The organism is Pseudomonas sp. LBUM1659, from assembly GCF_059716045.1.
The window spans coordinates 3841126-3861782 of the sequence record NZ_CP166797.1 but is presented as its reverse complement, the minus strand read 5'-3'; the positions used below and the strand labels follow the sequence as shown (position 1 = coordinate 3861782).

The 20657-nt window shown below is 57.1% G+C and carries 20 protein-coding genes; 18 read left to right on the top strand and 2 right to left on the bottom strand.

Annotation, left to right across the window (positions count from 1 at the left end):
* Positions 1-115: 115 nt before the first annotated feature.
* From ACA048_RS17435 to ACA048_RS17425, 3 genes are all read left to right on the top strand, one after another.
* Positions 116-1084 carry an ABC transporter substrate-binding protein gene (locus ACA048_RS17435; RefSeq protein ID WP_497625540.1) on the top strand — a complete coding sequence of 323 codons (969 nt, stop codon included), beginning with the start codon at positions 116-118 and terminating at the stop codon, positions 1082-1084.
* 119 nt (positions 1085-1203) lie between these two features.
* Positions 1204-2322 (top strand): S-(hydroxymethyl)glutathione dehydrogenase/class III alcohol dehydrogenase, encoded by a 1119-nt coding sequence (locus ACA048_RS17430; protein ID WP_497625539.1) that lies wholly within the window; start codon positions 1204-1206, stop codon positions 2320-2322.
* Between the two features lie 88 nt (positions 2323-2410).
* Positions 2411-2794 carry a VOC family protein gene (locus ACA048_RS17425; RefSeq protein ID WP_497625538.1) on the top strand — a complete coding sequence of 128 codons (384 nt, stop codon included), beginning with the start codon at positions 2411-2413 and terminating at the stop codon, positions 2792-2794.
* A gap of 16 nt (positions 2795-2810) precedes the next feature.
* Here the strand turns inward: ACA048_RS17425 and ACA048_RS17420 are convergent, their stop codons facing one another.
* Positions 2811-4814 (bottom strand): DUF1302 domain-containing protein, encoded by a 2004-nt coding sequence (locus ACA048_RS17420; RefSeq protein ID WP_497625537.1) that lies wholly within the window; start codon positions 4812-4814, stop codon positions 2811-2813.
* A gap of 239 nt (positions 4815-5053) precedes the next feature.
* Here ACA048_RS17420 and ACA048_RS17415 point away from each other — a divergent pair, with 239 nt between their 5' ends.
* The 13 genes from ACA048_RS17415 (at position 5054) to ACA048_RS17355 (ending at position 17591) form a co-directional block, all read left to right on the top strand.
* Positions 5054-5830 (top strand): transporter substrate-binding domain-containing protein, encoded by a 777-nt coding sequence (locus tag ACA048_RS17415; RefSeq protein ID WP_497625536.1) that lies wholly within the window; start codon positions 5054-5056, stop codon positions 5828-5830.
* 64 nt (positions 5831-5894) lie between these two features.
* A complete protein-coding gene (locus ACA048_RS17410) occupies positions 5895-6572 on the top strand; it encodes an amino acid ABC transporter permease (RefSeq protein WP_497625535.1) in 678 nt (225 codons plus the stop codon).
* Positions 6569-7303, top strand: a complete 735-nt coding sequence (locus tag ACA048_RS17405) for an amino acid ABC transporter ATP-binding protein (RefSeq protein WP_497625534.1) — start codon at positions 6569-6571, stop codon at positions 7301-7303. Before ACA048_RS17410 ends, ACA048_RS17405 begins: the two co-directional genes overlap by 4 nt.
* 20 nt (positions 7304-7323) lie before the next feature.
* Positions 7324-8559: a cysteine desulfurase-like protein gene (locus tag ACA048_RS17400; protein ID WP_497625533.1), complete on the top strand. Its 1236-nt coding sequence runs from the start codon at positions 7324-7326 to the stop codon at positions 8557-8559.
* A 37-nt stretch (positions 8560-8596) separates the two neighbouring features.
* Entirely contained in the window at positions 8597-9460 is an 864-nt protein-coding gene (locus ACA048_RS17395; protein WP_497625532.1) for a MurR/RpiR family transcriptional regulator, read from the top strand.
* Positions 9461-9512: 52 nt separating this feature from the next.
* A complete protein-coding gene (locus ACA048_RS17390; RefSeq protein ID WP_497625531.1) occupies positions 9513-10409 on the top strand; it encodes an allantoinase PuuE in 897 nt (298 codons plus the stop codon).
* Positions 10410-10516: 107 nt separating this feature from the next.
* Entirely contained in the window at positions 10517-11212 is a 696-nt protein-coding gene (locus ACA048_RS17385) for a tRNA (adenine(22)-N(1))-methyltransferase (protein ID WP_497629885.1), read from the top strand.
* 249 nt (positions 11213-11461) lie between these two features.
* Positions 11462-11824, top strand: coding sequence for a metalloregulator ArsR/SmtB family transcription factor (locus tag ACA048_RS17380; RefSeq protein ID WP_497625530.1), 363 nt, complete (start codon positions 11462-11464; stop codon positions 11822-11824).
* 85 nt (positions 11825-11909) lie between these two features.
* On the top strand, positions 11910-12914 hold the full coding sequence (locus tag ACA048_RS17375) for an ArsJ-associated glyceraldehyde-3-phosphate dehydrogenase (RefSeq protein WP_497625529.1): 1005 nt from the start codon (positions 11910-11912) through the stop codon (positions 12912-12914).
* A gap of 9 nt (positions 12915-12923) precedes the next feature.
* Positions 12924-14144, top strand: coding sequence for an organoarsenical effux MFS transporter ArsJ (gene arsJ, locus ACA048_RS17370; protein WP_497625528.1), 1221 nt, complete (start codon positions 12924-12926; stop codon positions 14142-14144).
* Between the two features lie 125 nt (positions 14145-14269).
* The gene (locus ACA048_RS17365; RefSeq protein WP_497625527.1) at positions 14270-15628 is read left to right on the top strand and encodes an MATE family efflux transporter; all 1359 of its coding nucleotides are present in this window, start codon (positions 14270-14272) and stop codon (positions 15626-15628) included.
* Positions 15629-15722: 94 nt separating this feature from the next.
* On the top strand, positions 15723-16418 hold the full coding sequence (locus ACA048_RS17360; protein ID WP_497625526.1) for a phosphoribosyltransferase: 696 nt from the start codon (positions 15723-15725) through the stop codon (positions 16416-16418).
* Between the two features lie 525 nt (positions 16419-16943).
* Positions 16944-17591, top strand: a complete 648-nt coding sequence (locus ACA048_RS17355) for a hypothetical protein (protein ID WP_497625525.1) — start codon at positions 16944-16946, stop codon at positions 17589-17591.
* A 135-nt stretch (positions 17592-17726) separates the two neighbouring features.
* Here the strand turns inward: ACA048_RS17355 and ACA048_RS17350 are convergent, their stop codons facing one another.
* A complete protein-coding gene (locus ACA048_RS17350) occupies positions 17727-18473 on the bottom strand; it encodes an SDR family oxidoreductase (RefSeq protein WP_497625524.1) in 747 nt (248 codons plus the stop codon).
* A 208-nt stretch (positions 18474-18681) separates the two neighbouring features.
* On the opposite strand from ACA048_RS17350, the gene ACA048_RS17345 reads away from it, so the two are divergent.
* Both ACA048_RS17345 and ACA048_RS17340 read left to right on the top strand, forming a co-directional pair.
* Entirely contained in the window at positions 18682-19251 is a 570-nt protein-coding gene (locus ACA048_RS17345) for a YceI family protein (RefSeq protein ID WP_497625523.1), read from the top strand.
* A 115-nt stretch (positions 19252-19366) separates the two neighbouring features.
* Positions 19367-20494 carry a GGDEF domain-containing protein gene (locus ACA048_RS17340; protein ID WP_497625522.1) on the top strand — a complete coding sequence of 376 codons (1128 nt, stop codon included), beginning with the start codon at positions 19367-19369 and terminating at the stop codon, positions 20492-20494.
* Positions 20495-20657: the final 163 nt, after the last annotated feature.

Genomic DNA, 20657 nt, shown 5'->3' with positions numbered 1-20657 from the left:
CGCTTTACATGTTTGCGCACGCACCTGTCCATACTGAATCTGATGGGCTCGTTTGCTCCTGTGTCGCACACAACAGTTCGCTGCCCCCAATAATAATGATTCGGAGCGTCTGATTATGAAAAACAGGAAGAGTTTGCTGGCCTCGTTACTCACCCTTGGCTTGCTCGTCGGTAGTGCTTCAAGCCAGGCTTCAGGATGGTGTGAATCGGGCAAACCGGTGAAATTTGCCGGTCTGAATTGGGAGAGCGGGATGCTCCTCACCGATATCATGATGATCGTGCTCAAGGAGGGCTACGGCTGTGCAACAGATCAGTTGGTGGGTAACACCATCATTCTTGAGACTGCTTTGGCCGGCAACGACATTCAAGTGTTTGGCGAAGAGTGGATGGAGCGCAGTGAAGTCTGGAAAAAAGCTGCGGCCGCTGGAAAGGTTGTCGGGGTTGGCGCTCCGATCATCGGTGCGACTCAGGGCTGGTATGTACCGCGCTATGTCGTTGAGGGGGACGCAAAGCGCAATAAGCCAGCACCCGCACCAGACCTCAAAACAGTCTCTGACCTGAGCAAATACCCGAAGGTTTTTCGAGATTCGGAGGAACCGTCTAAAGGGCGCTTCTATAACTGCCCTGCTGGTTGGATTTGTGAGCAGGACAATACCGAGATGCTGAAAGAGTATGGTCTTGAAAACACGTTCACGAATTTCCGTCCGGGAACCGGTGCCGCATTGGATGCGGCTGTCCTGTCCAGCTATAAACGCGGTGAGCCGGTACTGTTTTACTACTGGTCACCGACTCCGCTAATGGGTCAGATCGATGCGATAAGACTGGAAGAGAAGACCGGGGCCAACAAAAACGTCATTACCATGGTTGGACTCTCCAAGCCTTTTCATGAACAAGCTCCCGAACTGGTCGCGGTGCTGGAGAAGGTTAATATTCCTATCGATATGTTGAACCAGAACCTGGCGAGGATGGCCAAGGAGCGCATCGAATCACCGAAGCTGGCCAGGTTGTTCCTTAAGGAACACCCGGAAGTCTGGCATGCCTGGGTCGATGAAGCCGCTGCAAAAAAGATCCAGGCATCACTCTAGTCGGCCACGAGGGCAAGGACGCCCGCCCTTTGTAACGCCCCTCTGAACACATTCTTTTTACTGATTTTTACTGCTTCTACACAGAGGCGGCCCCCTCTTTGCGTCCGGGAATTACAAACATGATCAAATCACGAGCGGCCGTTGCCTTCGCGGCAAACCAGCCTCTTCAAATTGTCGAAATCGATGTGGCTACGCCACAGTTCGGCGAGGTACTGGTACGCATTGTTGCGACAGGAGTGTGCCATACCGATGCGTTTACCCTGTCCGGTGCCGATCCCGAAGGGATCTTCCCCGTCATTCTTGGCCACGAAGGTGGCGGTATCGTCGAAGCAATTGGCGAGGGGGTCACTTCACTGGCGGTGGGCGATCATGTGATCCCTCTCTATACCCCGGAATGTGGCGACTGCAAATTCTGCAAGTCAGGGAAAACCAACCTCTGTCAGAAAATTCGTGCGACTCAGGGGAAAGGCCTGATGCCAGACGGCACCAGCCGCTTTTCCTACAACGGCCAACCGCTGTTCCACTACATGGGTACCTCGACCTTTTCCGAGTACACGGTGCTGCCGGAAATCTCGTTGGCCAAGATTCCGAAGGAGGCTCCGCTGGAGCAGGTTTGCCTGCTCGGTTGCGGTGTGACGACCGGCATCGGCGCGGTACTCAACACCGCAAAGGTGGAAGAGGGCGCCAGCGTGGCCATCTTCGGTCTGGGCGGCATTGGCCTGGCAGCCATAATCGGTGCCTCCATGGCCAAGGCCGGTCGAATAATCGCGATCGATATCAACCCGGCCAAGTTCGAGATTGCCCGGCAGCTGGGTGCTACCGACTTCATCAACCCCAAGGATTACGACGCACCGATCCAGGACGTGATCGTCGAGATGACGCAAGGTGGTGTGGACTACTCATTCGAATGTATTGGCAACGTCAATCTCATGCGCGCTGCCCTGGAGTGTTGTCACAAGGGTTGGGGGGAGTCAGTGATTATCGGTGTCGCCGGCGCGGGCCAGGAAATCAGTACTCGACCGTTCCAGCTAGTGACCGGTCGCGTCTGGCGCGGCTCCGCTTTTGGAGGCGTAAAAGGTCGCAGCGAATTACCCACTTATGTCGAGAAGGCTCAGACCGGCGAAATCCCGCTAAACACCTTCATCACTCATACCATGGGGCTTGAAGACATCAACAAGGCCTTCGAGTTGATGCATGAAGGCAAGAGCATACGCACTGTTATCCATTTCGATCGCTGATAGAACCGCCCCGGCGTACATCGTCAATCGAGCAGCGCCCGGTCGAACTGCATTGCCCATCCCCTGTGTTATCAAAGAGAGAATCAAAATGAGCATCTTCACTCATGTCACCGTCGGTACCAATGATCTGCAAAAGGCCCGCCGTTTTTACGACAATGTACTCGGCGCACTCGGCCAGAAACGCATCGCTGATCTGGATGAAAATGGCTCGATCTGGGGGGAGAACGCCCCTTCCTTCTTCGTGCTGAAACCGGCAAACGGCGCGCCTGCCAGTGTTGGCAACGGCGTCACTGTCAGCTTTGAAGCCCCGGATCGCGCAGCCATCGACGCCTTCCACGCGGCAGCTCTGGCCTGCGGCGGTACCGACGAAGGCGCACCCGGACCACGGGGCTGGGCGCCTGATGCTTACGCCGCCTATGCCCGAGATCTGGACGGTAACAAACTGGCCGCGTACTGTTTCAAGCCTGCCTAAGGGGCAAGCCTCTCATTCAAAAGGTGGTTTTCATCGTCAGGTACACGGCGCCACGATCCTCAATCGTTGCACCAACACCGGAGAAGGACGAGTAGCCACCGGCGTAACAGGCGTAGTTTTCGTTGCCGCTAAAGGCGTTTGGAGTAGAGCCATCGCCACCCGTCGGGCCGGTGCTCACGCCACTTGTATTGCACTTGTCGGTTTGGCCGAAGGCGTCCACGTACTTCAGGTCGACAAAGTATTTGTTGTACACGACCGCACCGAGGCCGATGGCATAGTTGCCGGTGTCCTTGGCACCGCCACCGGACACCGGTGACACGCCGGCGAGGCCGACGTTGACGGACACTGGCGCGTTGAGGTCAACACCGGGGAACACCTGGTACCAGGTCGGTGTGAAGTTGACCGCGACGCCCCAGTTGTCCCGGGTCGGCTGGTCGATGCCGCGATAGGTGTCTTTACCTTTGTAGAGCGCTTCGTTCTTGTCATCGAGCTTGAGCAGGTTGCTGTAGTACAGCTCGCCCAGCACGGTTGCCGAATCGAACAGCGGCGTTTTCGGCAGGGGCAACAGACCGTTCAGCGTCCAGTGCAAGGTGTCGCCGGTGGCGCTCATGCTGTCGCCGCGGCTCGGGGTGTCGTAGATCACACCCGTGGACGCCGTGCGCGCCGGTAACAGGCCGAGGCCTTGGCCCAGGCTCAGCGGGCTGGTGGAGCTGACGATGGCCGGGATACTGGCCAGCGGCATGTTGTGACGCACGTTCAGGTCCGACCCCACACTCACAACGCCAACATCCTTGGACAGACTCAGGCCGAAAATCTGAATGTTGTCGGCATAGGCCAGTTGATAGGTGGCGGTGCTCAACGAGTTGAGCGTGTTGACCAGCGCCGGCCCTTGCCCGGCTGGCGGGGTGCCGTTCGGGTTGGCCGAGGAGATGCCTCTGGTATCCAGCCAGGCCTGCGGCAGGATGTCCGAGGTTTCGCGGTAGTAAACGCCGAGCGTCCCGTCCAGCCAGGCCGGCGACCACTTGGCCATCACGCCCCAGTCACCGCTGTTGTGCGGGTTCAGGTCGTTACCGCGACGCACGTTGGTCAACGCGTCGCACGGTGCCAGGCCACAACCCAGCGGACTGCCCGGAACCACGGCGTTGGTGTTGCCCAACAGGAACGATTTGGCGCCAAAGCCCACCAGATCGGAACCACCGTAGTAGGTGCCCGCTTCAGGCAGGCGAGCGGCGTCCCAATCCAGGAAATACTGCGCACCCACGGTCAACTCGGAGTTCACGGTGAACGACATCGACAACTGGTTACGCGGAACGAACAACTCCTTGGCTTCCGTACCCGGCGACGCCGCCAGCTTGGCCAGGTCGAGGCCGGACTGGCCGTAGCTGATCGAGTGCACCGGGTTGAGAATGGTCTCGCCCCAGAACACGTTGTGCTGACCGGCCTTGGCGCTGAACAAAGACTCTTCGCCCACTTCGGTGCTGTAGAACACGAACGCATCGAGAATTTCGCCAGACGGACCGGTGTAATAACGCTGGGCGTAGTTGCTCAGGTGCGGGCTGCCAAAGCCGACGTTGTCGTTGGTGACGCCGGCCAGACGTGGGTCGTTAGCGACCAGACCGGACCTTGAATCATTGCCGTTAACGAACGGGTTGGAGTTGGAACCGGTGTTTTCATACGCCTTGTCGTACCAGCTGGCAGCACTGACGCGAAAGCCCATGGCGTTCTTGTAGACCACGTCCATCTCGGTCAACAGGTCGACACGGTTGGTGATGTTGGTTCCGGACTTGCGGAAGTTATAGTCGCCATCGTTGTTGTTTGGCGTCCCCAACATGCGCTTGTCGGTGCTTTCGGTGCGCACACCGTAGTTGTACCTGACGGTGTTATCGATACGCGCGGTCCAGTCCGGATTGCCCGTATCCAGTTCAACTGCCTGGGCGGTCGGCATGGAAGCCGCCAGGATGGCCGAAGCCAGCAGGGTGTAACACGAAACCGTGAACCCTTGACGCTTATTGTTGGGCATTACGTGTCTCCGCCTGCTTGTATTTTTTTACAAGCGTAGCGACATTCCCGCACTCCTTGTTCCACGAAATTTCCGTGATGACCTCTTTCCACGGGTCAAGGCACCGAATATGGCCGCGGAGTAAAAAATTCACAGATCAACGGTGTTGAAATAAATATTCCACTGATTTAGTCTCGATCCTGCGTTGTACGAAATCAACCGCTGTTAGCACCTAAAAAAACAAACAATCGGGAGCAAACATGAAAGCGAAAGTGATGTTGGGATTATTCATGACGGCCGCCGTTTCACTGCCAGCCTGGGCCGCTGACTGGACCGTAGGTGCTAACGTTGGCAACGTGCCTTGGGAGTTTCAGGATTCCAAAGGTGAGTTTGTCGGCTTCGAAGTCGATGTTGTAAAAGAGGTGGCTAAACGCGCCGGAAAAAGCGTCGAGTTCGTCAACATTCCTTTCAACGGCCTGTTCAGTGCCGTGCAATCCAAACGTGTCGACATCGCTATTTCATCGATCACCATCACCCCGAAACGTCTCGAGTCGGTAGCCTTTGCGCAGCCTTACTTCGACAGCGATCAGTCCCTCACCGCACTGACTACGTCCAAGGTCAAGAGCCTGGCCGATATGAACGGCAAGGTTGTTGGTGTCGACACCGGCTCGACAGGTGACATGTGGATAGGCCAACACAAGGACGATTACAAGTTTGAAGATGTTTCGCGTTACGAAGGGCTTTCCCCGGCGATGCTCGATCTGGGTTCGGGGCGAATCGATGGCTACCTCAGCGACATTCCGGCGGTTCTTTATTACATCAAGGACAAACCGCAGTATTCCATTGTTGCGCGAATTCCCACCGGCGAACGCTATTCGCTGATGCACGCTAAAGGCTGGGAAATGAGCGATCAGGTCAACGACATCATCAGCAAGATGAAAGAAGACGGCACACTCGGAAAAATCCACAAAGAATGGTTCGGCGCCGAAGCTGGTAAAGATTCGAGCACGATGCAAGTGACCGCTGTCCTCAAGTAAGCCCTGCTGATGATGCATGCAAGTGGCGGCGCCCGTTCGCCATTTGTATTGACCGAGGTATCCCATGGATCTTTTGCAGACATTTTTTAACTGGAATGTGCTCGTCGATTCGCTGCCGTTGATGATGCGCGGTCTGGGCGTGACGATTGTGCTGGGGGTCGTGAGCATCGCCTTGGGCCTGGTGGGCGGGCTTCTTCTGGCGTTGCTGCGGTTGTACTCCTACACACCCGTTCGAGCCCTTGCACGTATCTACATCGATATCATGCGCTCCATTCCATTGCTGGTTTTGCTGGTACTTATCTATTACGCGTTGCCTTTTGTCGGCATCCGACTGTCGTCTTTTGCAGCCGCCGCCAGTGCGCTCTCGCTTGTCTCTTGCGCCTACAGTGCGGAGATATTTCGCTCGGGCATCGAGGCCATTCCCCGTGGCCAGTTCGAAGCATCGGCCTCTCAAGGCATGAGCTTTTTCAATACCATGCGCGACGTTGTCTTGCCGCAAGCCATCCGCATCGTCATGCCGCCCATGACCAGCAATTGCATCAACGTGATGAAAGACACAGCGCTCGCCTCGGTGGTAGCGATGCCTGACTTGCTGAAGCAGGCGACCCAGGCGCAGGCACTGGCTGCCAACCCGACACCGCTGGTTGGGGCCGCCTTGCTGTACCTGTTGCTGCTGTTGCCGCTGGTACAAATGGTCAGCTGGGTTGAGCGTCGTAACGCCTCTGGAGGAAAAACCGCATGAGCACGTTGATCGACATCGAAAAGCTCGACAAGTATTACGGCAATTTCAAAGCGTTGAGCGATATCAACCTGCAGGTTGAAGAGGGTGAAGTGGTGGTCATTCTTGGCCCGTCCGGTTCGGGAAAATCGACCTTGATCCGCTGCATCAATCTGCTTGAAGACTACCAGCAAGGCCATATCCGCGTGGCGGGTGAGCGGGTCGAAAACGGCCCGCGACTGGCCGCCATCCGCAGTGAAGTAGGCATGGTGTTTCAGAGTTTCAACCTCTATCCGCACCTCACTGTTCTCGACAATGTGTCGCTGGCGCCGATCCGTGTTCGCGGTCTGAGCCGGCGTGACGCGCATGCGCGGGCCAAGGAATTATTGGTGAAGGTCGGCATGGGCGATCACGCGCACAAATACCCGAGCCAATTGTCTGGCGGCCAACAGCAGCGTGTTGCCATTGCCCGCACCATGGCCATGGAACCACGCGCGATTCTGTTCGACGAACCGACGTCGGCACTGGACCCGGAAATGGTTGGTGAGGTACTCGATGTCATGCAAAACCTCGCTCGTTCCGGCGTCACGATGGTCGTGGTCACTCATGAAATGGGCTTTGCCCGTCGGGTCGCTGACCGGGTGATCTTCATGGAAAGTGGACGCATTGTTGAGCAGAACATCCCTGAACCGTTTTTTACCGCACCTCAAGAACCCCGCACACGAGCGTTCCTGCAGGCCATCTTGCATCATTGAATCCGGCTGGAGAAAGTAGAGTGAATCCTCTCGATATTGATTACGTTCGCAAGCAATTTCCAGGTCTGGCCGATGGCTATGCCTACATGGATAACGCCGGAGGTTCGATGGTGCTGGGCGCCGTAGCTGAGCGGGTCGTTGATTACATGCTCAACAGCAGCGTGCAACTGGGCGCTTCCTACCAACCTTCCGTCGACGCTGGGGCGCGAGTGATGCAGGCGCGTCACTCGGTGATGCAGTTGATCAACGCCGAGCATCCCGAAGAAGTGATCATGGGCGGTTCGACCACCCACTTGTTGCAAATACTGTGTCGCGCCATCGCTCCGTCAATCGTTCCGGGCGATGAAATCATCGTCACCAATTGCGACCACGAGGCGAACATCGGCCCATGGGTCAAGATTTGCGAAAGCCGCGGTGCGACCCTGCGCGTTTGGCAGGTCAACCAGGACAGTTGTGAGCTGGAGCTGGATGACCTGCAGGTCTTGCTCAATGACAAAACCCGTTATGTGGCCATGACGCATACCTCGAATATTCTCGGCTCGATCAATCCAGTCGCCGAGGTTGCGCGACGTGTCCATGCGGTAGGCGCCAAGTTGTGTGTGGACGCCGTCGCTTATGCGCCACACCGACTGGTTGATGTGCAGTCCAGCGGTGCCGATTTCTACGTCTACAGCTTCTACAAAACCTTCGGTCCACACTTTGCTGTGCTCTGGGGACGTCGTTATCTGTTGCTGGAGTTGCCGAGCCTTAACCATTTCTTTATCGGCCAGGATGTAGTGCCTTACAAATTGCAGCCGGGCAACGTCAACTATGAGTTGTCCTTCGGTTGCATTGGCATTACCGACTACCTGCTCGACATCAGCACTCGGCTTGACGCGCAAGGCAGCGAGCGCAAGTGCATGCAGGCTGCGTTCGATGCCTTCGAGGTGCAGGAAGATTTGCTCGCCGAGCGTCTGCTGGCATTTTTGCGCCAGCGCGAGGGTGTTCGGATCATTGGCAAGGCGCATACCCGCAATCGAGTGCCGACGATCAGTTTCGTGGTCGAGGGCGTTCAGTCCGAGGCTGTTGTGCGCAGGGTCGATGAGCACCGGATTGGTATCCGCTATGGTGACTTCTATGCACGGCGACTGATCGAAGCCCTTGGGCTTGACCGGTTTGGCGGGGTAGTGCGGGTGTCGTTGGCGCATTACAACACGCTGGAAGAAGTCGACCGGCTCATCACGGCGCTGGATCAAGCCATCACGGCGTTACGTTGATCGACGCACACACCTTTTATTTTAACGAGCCTTCCCTATGGCCTTACCTGAAACCCTTGCAGAGCTGCGTGACAGTATCGCGGCCCAGCACGAACAACTGACCGGTCGCCTGCGCGATGCTGCACGATTCCTGATCGACAACCCGCAAGAGATCGCACTCAGCACGGTGGCCGAACTGGGTAAGCGTTCAAACATCGCACCGTCGGCTTATATTCGGCTGGCGCAGGCCCTTGGCTTTTCCGGTTTCAAGGATTTGCAGCGGTTGTTCCGCGCACCGCTGCAACAGGCTGCCGACACCCACTATAGCGAGCGAATCCGCCACTACGGTGGTGAGACGTTGCTGGAAGATCCGAGTGATGTCGGCGGGATTTTGCGGGAGTTCAGCCAGGCCAATATCGTTTCTCTGGAGCACCTGGCGGAAGGCGGTGAACAGGCCAATATCGAAGCGGCTATCGCCCACTTGCAAGCCGCTCGGACCACCTTCGTCATCGGCATGCGCCGCGCTTTTCCGGTTGCCGCGTACCTCAGTTATGCATTGAGCCGCGTCGGTCAGCGCACCGTGCACATCAGCGGCGCTGGCGGCACGTTGCCCGAACAGGTCAGTGCCATTGCCGATGATGATTTGTTGATCGCCGTCAGCTTTCCGCCGTACGCCCATGACACCGTTGAGGCCTGTCGTCAGGCGAGGGAAGCGGGTGTGACGCTGGTTGCGATCACTGACAGCGTGCTCAGCCCTATCGGACAGATGGCCGATACGGTCATTGAGGTCAACGACGCCGAGTTACTTGGCTTCCGTTCTCTCACGGCTTCGTTCTGCATTGCACAAACCCTGGCCATGGGGCTGGCCTTCCGCGAGTGGGGCTCCCTCAGTCATGACCGGTTGAACGATATCGACTGTTAAACCCCTGTTTCCACCATTTATCCATTAGCCAGAATTTCAGGAGTTCATCCCGATGGTTTCACCTGCCCGCGATTTGATCGGTTACGGTAAACAACGCCCCCAAGGCACTTGGCCCAATGGTGCACGTTTGGCCATCAGCCTCGTTATCAACTATGAAGAAGGTTCCGAGCGTTCGCTGGCCATGGGTGATCCGGACCAGGAGTCGATGACCGAATGGGGCAGCTATTCAATACCCGACGGCACACGCAATCTGGCGATGGAGTCGATGTATGAGTACGGTTCTCGCGTCGGGATCTGGCGAATTCTGGATATCCTCGATCAGCAATCGGTTCGTGCGACGTTTCATGCGTGCGCAGTGGCCTTTGAACAAAACCCCGATGTCGCACGTGCGGCGGTGGTCGGTGGTCATGAAATTTGCAGCCACGGTTATCGCTGGGAGGAAGTCTTTCGTCTGACCGAAGAGCAGGAGCGTGAACACATGCGCCTGGCAATCGAGTCATTCGAACGCACCTGTGGCAAGCGTCCTGTTGGCTGGTATTGCCGGTATGGTGCCAGCGTCAACACACGTCGTCTGGTCGTGGAAGAGGGCGGCTTTCTCTACGATTCCGATGCCTACAACGACGATGTTCCCTACTTTGTCGAGGTTGAGGGTCAGCGTCACCTCGTGGTGCCTTACACCGCCGACGTGAATGATTTTCGCTACTGGAACTCTCCGGGGCTTTCCCAGGCATCGGACTTTTTCGAGTACATGAAAGAAAGCTTTGAGGTCCTTTATGAGGAGTCGGCTGAAGGACCCCGCATGATGTCGATCGGGTTGCATCCACGCATGGTGGGCCGTCCAGGGCGGGTGAGGGCGATAAAGCAATTCATCGAGTATGCCAAGCAACACGGTGGGGTCTGGTTCGCCACGCGTGAAGAAATCGCTCGTGCCTGGCTTGAGCGCAGTTAAAGGGATGGCCGTGGTCGCAGGAATTTGAAATGCACGGCGTTGCCCGGCAGAATCGCGTCCCGATCTGTCCAAAGGTGCCGGACGTTCGTGATGAAAAGGAACTGCAGTTGAACGAACAGACATTGTCCATGCGCCTGGAACGCGTGGCGGCGCATGTGCCAGCAGATGCGCGCCTGGCCGATATCGGCTCGGATCACGGCTACCTGCCGGTGGCGTTGATGCGCCGGGGCGACATCGCGGCGGCGGTGGCCGGAGAGGTGGCATTGACGCCGTTCCGCTCGGCCGAACGTACCGTGCGTGAGAACGACCTCGACCAGCGGATCACCGTGCGCCTGGCCAATGGCCTGGCGGCGATCGAACCGGGAGACGGGATCACGGCGATCAGCATCTGTGGCATGGGCGGCGAGACGATCCGCGACATCCTCGACAGCGGCAAGGCGCGCCTGAGTGGCGAGGAGCGCCTGATCCTGCAGCCCAACGGCGGCGAGCAGCCACTGCGCCAATGGCTGATGGAAAATGGCTACCGCATCCTCTGCGAGGAAGTGCTGCGGGAAAACCGCTTCGACTACGAAATCATCGTCGCCGAGCGCGACGCGCCGATGATGTACACCGCCGAGGAGCTGTATTTCGGCCCGCTGCAGATGCAGGCACGCAGCCCGGCGTTCCTGGTCAAGTGGCAGCGCCTGCTGCGCGAAAAGCAGCGGACCCTGAACAGCTTTGCCCAGGCGCGGCAGGCTGTGCCCGAGGAAAAGGTGCAGGACATCGCTCGACAGGCCCGGTGGATCACCGAACTGCTGGCTTGAGCCCGTCCAGGGTGTCTGGGTACTGATGCCGACATTCAGAGCTTTTATTGACGGGGGGCAGCGGAGTCCAATCGCTTTGATGGATTAATCTGAAGTGAACTATTTACCTTGTATACGGGAAACCATATATTCGCTGGCTCGTATATGAGCTGAGACTTCAACCTGACCAGCAAAGCCCGTGTGCTTTCGCAGGTAAGCGTTTCGATCAGCCATCACTCTCTTGGTCAAAAACAACTACTGAGAAACGATATGGCTGCCCCTCTGACACCGACCACTGTTTTCAAATGCCTGGCTGACGACACTCGGGTCCGCACGATGATGCTCATCACCCGTGAAGGAGAGCTGTGTGTTTGCGAACTGACCTGCGCGTTGAATGAGAGTCAGCCAAAAGTCTCCAGACACCTCGCGCAGCTGCGCAGTTGCGGTTTTCTGTCGGACCGTCGGCAAGGCCAATGGGTGTATTACCGACTGCACCCAAATCTCCCTGATTGGGTCCATCAAGTGCTGACCACTGCGCTCGAAAGCAACCAGCATTGGTTGAGCCCTGACGCCAAACGCCTTGAAGAAATGGGTGACCGTCCTGAGCGGGCGCTGGCCTGCTGCGAAAGCTGAATCGCCGATTCCCCCTCATTGCATACATCGGCCAGTTCGACACCCAGTCGAACTCCCACTGACAACAGCTACAGAGCACAACAACATGACAATCAAAGTTGGCATCAATGGTTTTGGCCGGATCGGTCGCCTCGCTTTGCGAGCCGCCTGGAGCTGGCCGGAGTTTGAGTTCGTGCAGATCAACGATCCAGCAGGGGATGCGGCGACTCATGCGCACCTGCTGAACTTCGATTCGGTACACGGCCGTTGGAATTACCAGGCCGATTCCGAGGGCGACAGCCTCGTCATCGACGGCGAACGCATCAAGGTAACGGCCAACAAGGCGATTGCCGACACTGATTGGTCGGGCTGCGATCTGGTGATTGAAGCCAGCGGCAAGATGAAGACCGTCGCTGTGCTTCAGGGCTACCTCGATCAAGGCGTGAAACGTGTGGTGGTCAGCGCCCCGGTGAAGGAAAAAGGCGCGTTGAACATCGTCATGGGCGTCAATCATCAGCTGTTCAATGCGGGAGAGCATCGCATCGTCACGGCGGCGTCATGCACTACCAATTGCCTCGCTCCAGTCGTCAAAGTGATCCACGAAAAGCTGGGTATTCGTCACGGCTCGATCACCACGATTCACGACCTGACCAACACCCAGAGCATCCTCGATCAGCCGCACAAGGATCTGCGCCGTGCGCGTGCTTCGGGTATGAGCCTGATTCCGACCAGCACCGGCTCGGCCACCGCCATCGCTGAAATTTTTCCGGAATTGCGCGGACGCCTGAATGGTCACGCCGTTCGCGTGCCGCTGGCCAACGCTTCGCTGACTGACTGTGTCTTTGAAGTCGAGCGGGCCACCACGGTCGAAGAGGTCAATCAGTTCCTCAAGGACGCTTCCGAGAACGAGCTGAAAGACATTCTCGGATTCGAAGAGCGTCCACTGGTGTCCATCGACTACCGTACCGACCCACGCTCATCGATCATCGATGCGCTATCGACCATGGTCATCAACGGCACCCAGGTCAAACTCTATGCTTGGTACGACAACGAATGGGGCTATGCCAACCGCACCGTCGAGCTGGCCAGAATGGTCGGTCTGGCTGTCTAAGGAGCGGCAATGAAAGCGTTGTCAGCCCTCGCTCCGCAAGTGCGGCAGTACTTGCTCGTCACGGGCAACTACTGGGCCTTCACCCTCACCGACGGCGCCTTGCGCATGTTGGTGGTGCTGCACTTTCACGCGTTGGGTTACAGCCCACTTCAAATCGCGGCGTTGTTTCTGTTCTACGAACTCTTTGGCGTGATCACCAACCTGGTGGGTGGCTACCTCGGCGCCCGGCTGGGTCTGAACCGAACCATGAACATCGGGCTGGGCATTCAGGTCGCGGCGCTGTTGATGCTGACGGTTCCCGTGGCCTGGCTAACCATTCCATGGGTGATGGGCGCTCAGGCGTTGTCCGGGATTGCCAAAGACCTGAACAAGATGAGCGCCAAAAGCTCCATCAAGCTTCTGGTTCCGGATGGGCAGCAGGGCAAGCTCTACCAGTGGGTGGCGATCCTCACCGGCTCGAAGAATGCACTTAAGGGCGTCGGCTTCTTTCTGGGCGGAGCCTTGCTGGCATTGATTGGCTTCAAAGGCGCCTTGCTGGCCATGGCAGGTGGCCTTGCGCTGATTTGGCTCAGCAGCTTGATCCTGTTGAAGAAGGACCTGGGAAAAGCGAAAGCCAAGCCGAAGTTTCGCGACATCCTGTCCAAGAGTCGGGCGATCAATATCCTCTCGGCAGCGCGGATGTTCCTGTTCGGTGCCCGTGATGTCTGGTTCGTGGTGGCCTTGCCGGTGTACCTGAGCAGTGTCTTGGGCTGGGACTTCTGGAAGGTTGGCGGGTTTCTTGCGGCCTGGGTGATTGGCTATGGCATCGTGCAATCCTTCGCGCCCAACATCACCGGAAAGAAGCGTGGGCACGTACCGGATGGTCGTGCGGCGTTTCTTTGGGCTCTTGCACTGGCGGGCCTGCCAGCGGCCATTGCTCTCGGGCTGAACAGCGGGTTGTCGCAACAGGTAGTGCTGCTGGGTGGGCTGATGGTTTTTGGCGTGCTGTTCGCGGTGAATTCGTCGCTGCACAGCTACCTGATCGTGTCTTACGCCAAGGAAGACGGCGTGTCGCTGGATGTGGGGTTTTATTACATGTCGAACGCCATGGGGCGGTTGATAGGCACGGTGCTTTCCGGCTGGGTTTACCAGGTGTCTGGGCTGGGGGCGTGCCTATGGATATCAAGTGCATTCGTGCTGCTTGCAGCTTTGATTTCAATTGCATTGCCCCGTCACGCGCTGAGTGAATAACGGCTTCGGGCGATAGCAGACATGACTTTCCATGCTCTCCAAATCCCCTGAACAGGAGCGGTCAGATATCAGCGCCCTGGCGTAGAATCCCAAAACCGCGCCCCCCCATCCGAGATGGACCCTCCATGCAAACCCCCGCCCAATCAACCCCGCTTTGGAAAACCTACCTCCTTTTCCTCGCCCCGATGGTCCTGTCGAACTTCCTTCAGTCCATGTCAGGCACCGTCAACAGCATCTACATCGGCCAGATGCTCGGCACCCAAGCCCTGGCGGCCGTATCAGGCATGTTCCCCATCGTTTTCTTCTTCATCGCCTTGGTGATCGGCTTGGGCGCGGGCGCCAGCGTGTTGATCGGCCAGGCCTGGGGCGCGCGCGAGTCGCATCTGGTGAAGACCATTGCCGCGACCACTTTGCTGTTGGGCGCAATGATAGGTCTGTCCGCCGCGGTGCTGGGCAGTGTGTTCGCCAGGCCAGCCTTGCAGGGCTTGGGCACGCCGGCTGATGTGCTGGACGACGCGGTGTCCTACGCCCACGTGATGATGTTGATCATGCCGTCGCTGTTGGTTTACGTGCTGTTTACCCAACTGCTGCGCGGGGTGAGCGACACGCTGTCGCCGCTGATCGCGTTGGTGGTGTCGACGTGTATCGGGTTGGCACTGACGCCGGCGTTGATTCGTGGGTGGTTCGGGTTGCCGATGATGGGGATTCAGAGTGCGGCGTATGCCGGGTTGGCCGGTAACTTGTCGGCGATGGGGTGGCTGGCGTGGCGGTTGATTCGCAAGGGGCATCCTTTGGCGCCGGATCGGGAAATGTTTGCGGCGATGAAGCTGGATCGGGCGATTCTTGGCAAGGTGTTGCGCATCGGCTTGCCGACCGGGTTGCAGATGGTGGTGTTGTCGGTATCGGAGCTGGTGATTCTGGCGCTGGTGAACCAGCACGGTTCGCAGGCGACGGCGGCGTATGGGGCGGTGACGCAGATCGTCAATTACGTGCAGTTTCCGGCGCTGTCGATTGCGATCACGGCGTCGATTCTCGGGGCTCAGGCGATTGGGGCAGGGCGCCTGGAGCGCATGGGGCCGATTTTGCGCACGGGGTTGTTGATCAATGTGTGCCTGACCGGTGGGTTGGTGGTGTTGGGTTACTTGTTGTCGCACTGGTTGTTGGGGCTGTTTCTGACGGATGACTCGACGCGGGCAATGGCCGAGCACTTGTTGCACATCATGCTCTGGAGTCTGTTGGTGTTTGGCTTCCAGGCGATTGTCGGCGGCATCATGCGCGCCAGCGGCACGGTGTTGGTGCCGATGGCGGTGTCGATTTTTTGCGTGGTGTTGGTGCAGTTGCCTGTGGCGTATGTGCTGGACGGGCATTTTGGTTTGCAGGGCGTGTGGATGGCGTTTCCGGTGGCGTATCTGGGGATGCTGGCGTTGCAGACCGCGTATTACAGCTTCGTTTGGCGGCATCAGAGAATCCAGCGATTGGTGTAAGTGGCGCCGCTTGATGTCGGCCACAGTCAGGCCGACAATTCTCTGGGACTGCGTGATGAAACCGACGGGCGTAATCGCCTGAGGAGGTTTTCAAATGAGTCCCCCATCGCACATCGTTTTACAGGACCGGGCAGCGGCTGGTCGGCATCTGGTGGCGCCGTTGCTCGCTTACGCTCATCGCCCGCAAGTGATCGTCCTCGCCTTGCCCCGTGGCGGCGTGCCGGTGGCCTATGAAGTGGCCACGGCGCTGGACGTTCGCCTCGACCTGATGCTGGTACGCAAGCTCGGTGTACCGTCGCACGAGGAGTTCGCCATGGGCGCGATAGCCAGCGGCGGCATCCAGATTCTCAATGAACAGGCGTTGCGGGCGCACCCGATTGATAAGGTTGCATTCGATGCGGTGGTCGCCCGGGAGACGCGGGAGCTGTTGCGGCGCGAGCAGGTTTACCGGGGAGCGCGCGCGCCTGTGCAACTCAAGGATCAAGTGGTGATTCTGATCGACGATGGCCTGGCGACAGGCGCCTCAATGATGGCCGCGATTCACGCAGCGCGGGTGCATGCGCCGTCTAGCATCGTGGTCGCGGTGCCGGTTGGGCCACCCGAGACAGTCGAGGCGTTGCGCAGTGAAGTGGATGAATTGATCTGCCCGCTCATGCCTGAGTGGCTGATGTCGATTGGGCATTGGTACATGGATTTTTCCCAGACCTCGGATGCGGAGGTCATCAGGCTGTTGCAACGGGCGTGGCGGAAAGAGGACTGCGCCGATTCACCCAGAGAGTTGCCAACGTAAAAAGTATGACTGTTTTAGTTGTTGTGTTCTGAATACGAGCCGCTCGCTTTTACACGCGCCTGGCGTGGCCAGCAACTAATGGATCCAATAAATTTATTGTGAAGTCTATGTAAATTCGCCAGACCAGTTGTCATGGGCCTATCAGGGAAGTTGATGACTTAGTCTCGGCGCGATAAGTCACAGATTCTAACTACCGTTTGTCGGTAGTGTGCTCAAAAAATGAACATTCGAGTATTCTGGGGCTCTCATTCTTCAGCAGTCATTTTTGATCTGCACCTGAATCCGTAGTAAAGAAGTGGAAAAGTGAACCTCATGTGCATTGAATGCTATGGGGATTTTTTTTACTGAAATCCGGGAGAAACACTTAAGCAGATCGTTGGTTCGCTGTGCGAATCAATGATATTAGCCGTGCCAAGTCTATGATTTGGCTTATCTTGAATCAGTAAGATCGAACAGGTGTTTTGGAATAAATACATAACCTGTAGAGCATCGATCAGTACTGTCGAATAAGGTGGAGAACGTACCGTGGCGATAAATACAATTATGAGCCTGATTGAAAATAAAGAATTCATGGAGTTCTTGCGATTGGGCGTTATTTATGTCCATTTAGTTGCGTGTTGTGTCGCCATTGGTTTGGTGTTGACCAGCGATATTGCGATGGTGAAAGATCTATTTAAGCGAAAAACATTTACGGAGCATGATAATGCTCACATGGAAAGTCTTCAGAAGTCTGTCAGTGTTGCGTTGATAGCCTTGTGGGTAACAGGTGCCGCGGTCATCGGTATCGATTACCTTGAAAAAGGCATGAACTACTTTATGAATCCAAAACTTCAAGCCAAAGTCATTATTGTCGCCTTGCTGACTTACAACGGTGTCGTATTGCATCGCCTGGTACTGCCTGCTCTGCAAAAGGCCGGCTCATTGCTCAATCTCGGGTTCAGCGCCCGGATGACGGCGCTGTTCTGCGGCTCGCTGTCGGCAGTATCCTGGATGTACGCGGCCATGTTGGGAGTCGGTCGTCCTCTGGCCTGGAAGTATTCCCTTACTGAACTATTGATGGCCTATCCGGTGCTGATTGCACTGGGTTTCCTGACGATGCTTGCGTTGACGCAGCGGGCGAAACAACCGGACTACGCCGTTGCGTCTCCGCGGACATTCGCAGGCGCTTGTTAAGTCGGTTAAGCGAGTAGACCTTACAGGCTTGTTCGGAGCCTGACAGAAGCGACCTCCTTTGTGCTGGGCAACTAATGCCAGCATCAAGGAGGTCGTTTTTGTTTTCCAGCCACCATCACCATGGCAGATGGGCGCCTAGTGGGTCTTGAGCCAATCCTGAAACCGGGTCGCGCCGATGATGGGGTTGGCGCCAGGTGTCAGTGACTGGTCATTGATCGGCGCACCAAAGTAAGGAACCGTGTCGTCCGCTACGGTTTGGCGCGGGTCCTTGGTGTGCTTCAGGTAATCGCTCGCGAACTCGACGAGAGGGCGGTTATCAGGTCCTGCCACTTCGACAGTCTGATTGACAGGTGCTTCTAGCGCGATATCGGTCAGCGCCGCCGCGACATCGGCCGAGGCTACCGGTTGCAACGCGGCGGACGTCAAGTGAATGGTGTCGCCTTCTTCACGCCCGGAGTGAGCAATGGCATGGATAAACTCAAAGCACTGCGTAGCCCGCAAAATGGTGTAGGGAATACCCGATTTCTTGATGAGATTTTCCTGCGCCATTTTTGCCCGGAAGTAACCGCTGTCGAGCATCCGTTCAGTGCCGACGACCGACAGGGCCACATGGTGTTTGACGCCGTCGAGCTTTTCCGCCGCGAACAGGTTGTGCCCGGCGGTTTCAAAAAAATGCAACGCCGCGTGGTCCTCGAAGGAGGGCGAGTTCGCGACGTCGACCACCACGTCGGCGCCCTTTAACGCCTCCTTCAGCCCTTCGCCGCTGATGACATTCACGCCGGTACTCGGTGACGCCGCGAAGGCCTCATGGCCCAGATCCTGCAAGTTTTTACAGACTTTGCTGCCGATCAGCCCGGTACCTCCGATAACGACGATCTTCATGTCCTGTCTCCCGCCGTGGTGAGTGCAGCAATTATTAAACACCCGCAAAGGTGGCAGGATCGGGCGTTGATCCGGATTGGCCGACAGGTGGTCGCCAGTCAGCACGGCAGGTGGAAGAATTGGTGGTTCTTTGCTTTAGTCCACCTATCGCTGGCGTAGGTGTGCGGGCGTTTCGGCTCATGACCGGACGCCTTGACCGGAGAATCCCATGACTTTTCGATTCCCGCGGCTCGCTGTTCTGGCTGCCTTGCTCACTGTCGGCGCCTTGCCCTGCGCGCAAGCGGTCCAGTACACGCAGGTCAATCAGACTGCGAGCAAAATCTCCTTCACGTACAACCAGTTCACCTCGCGGGTATACGGTACTTTTGGCGAGTTCGAGGCCAAACTTGATTTCGACACGGCCAACCCCGCAGCGGCCCATGCGTCGCTCACCATCCAGCTCGACAGCATCGATGCCGGCAGCAGCGAGGCCAACACTGAACTGCAAAAACCCGCCTGGTTCGATTCAGCGGCTTATCCGGTGGCGACCTTTGAATCAACCGGTGTGAAGGCACTTGGCGACAACAAGTACACAATCATCGGCAAACTGACACTCAGAGGCGTTACCCGTCAGGTGGCGGTTCCGGTCCAGCTGAAGGCGGAGAAGACCATCGGGATTTTCGATGGCCAGTTAACGCTCAAGCGAAGCGACTTCAAAGTCGGCGAGGGTGAATATGCTGATACCGTCGTTTCCGACGACATCAATATCCGGTTCAAGATGGTTGCGCCGCAGCAGTAACGAACGAGCTTCACGATTGGCGGCGTGATCTTTAGGCATGTGATTCGTTTGTTTACCCAGTTGGCAGGGTGTCACAATCGATTTTTTGTCACAGCATCATGATCAGGAGGATCAAATGGGTGGCCCAGGATATCGGCACGATCAGGAGACGTTCATCACCGCGCAAGTCCGTGGTGACCGATTGCGTCAGCTATTCCACCAATCCGTGTCGGCTGTGTTCGGCAGTTACCTGGCCGCGATCATGCTGTGTTGGCTGTGCTGGGAGCGTATTGATCACCGCGTCGTGTACGTATGGATCGTCCTGCTAAGCGCCTCGTCGTTGCTGCGCATCTTGATGTTTTTTGTCTATTTTCGTAGCCCGGAAAGTGAGCGCACACCTCAACGCTGGGAGCGGACCTATTGGGTAACGCTGATGTTGTCTGCCGGTATCTGGGGCGCAGGCGCTTTGGCGGTCATTCCGGCAAACGACCTGCTGGCCCAGTCGCTGGTCATGCTCTTCGCCGTCGGCATGTCGGTCAGTGCGGTGTCGTGTTACTCGTCCTATCGGTCCATGACGTTAGCGTCGATTGGCCTGGTGTTGTTGCCGTGTACCACGTGGCTGTTGTTTCAACCGTCGGCCCTGCAATTCGGTATGGCGCTGGCGGTCCTGGTGTTCGCCTCATTTGTCGTCAACGCGACTGGCAAACTGTCCGAAGCCCTGGAAGCGGCTTTTCGCCTGACCCGTGAAATGGAACTGGCGCACCGCATTTCCACACTCGCCGCACAAACCGATGAACTCACCGGGTTGAAAAACCGCCGGGCTTTTTTTGAGCGCGCGCAGCAATTGTTCAATGACTGCCAATACAAGCGGTTGCCACTGTGTGTGGTGATGCTGGATATGGATCACTTCAAGCACATCAATGACACCTACGGTCATCAGGTCGGCGACCAGGTATTGCGTCAAATGGGTGTCGTCATCAGTGGCTGTTTTCGCGAAAAGGACGTATACGGCCGGTTGGGTGGCGAGGAGTTCGCCATCCTGCTGCCGGACACGCCCATTGAGGTCGCCCTTAATCTTGCCGAGCAACTCATTCAGTCTATCGGTGGTTTGATGTCCGGCCCTGTCCACCGCATATCGGCCAGTCTCGGTGTCGCCTCAATGGCGTTCCACGACAATGATCTGCAAAGTTTGATGAACAATGCGGACAAAGCGCTTTATCGGGCCAAGGCACGCGGGCGTAATCAAGTGGCTGTTTCAGAGTAAGGGCGGGGCAGGGTGGGCCTGAACGAGCAAGGTTATGAAGTGTGTAGGGAGTGTTCGTCTGCCTGTTAAACATCTGCGCATCATGGTGGCGCAAATCACGGCGAAGCGGGTGCTGGATACGATTGAGCCACCCGTGTAACCGCCGTCCTGTGGCGAGGGAACA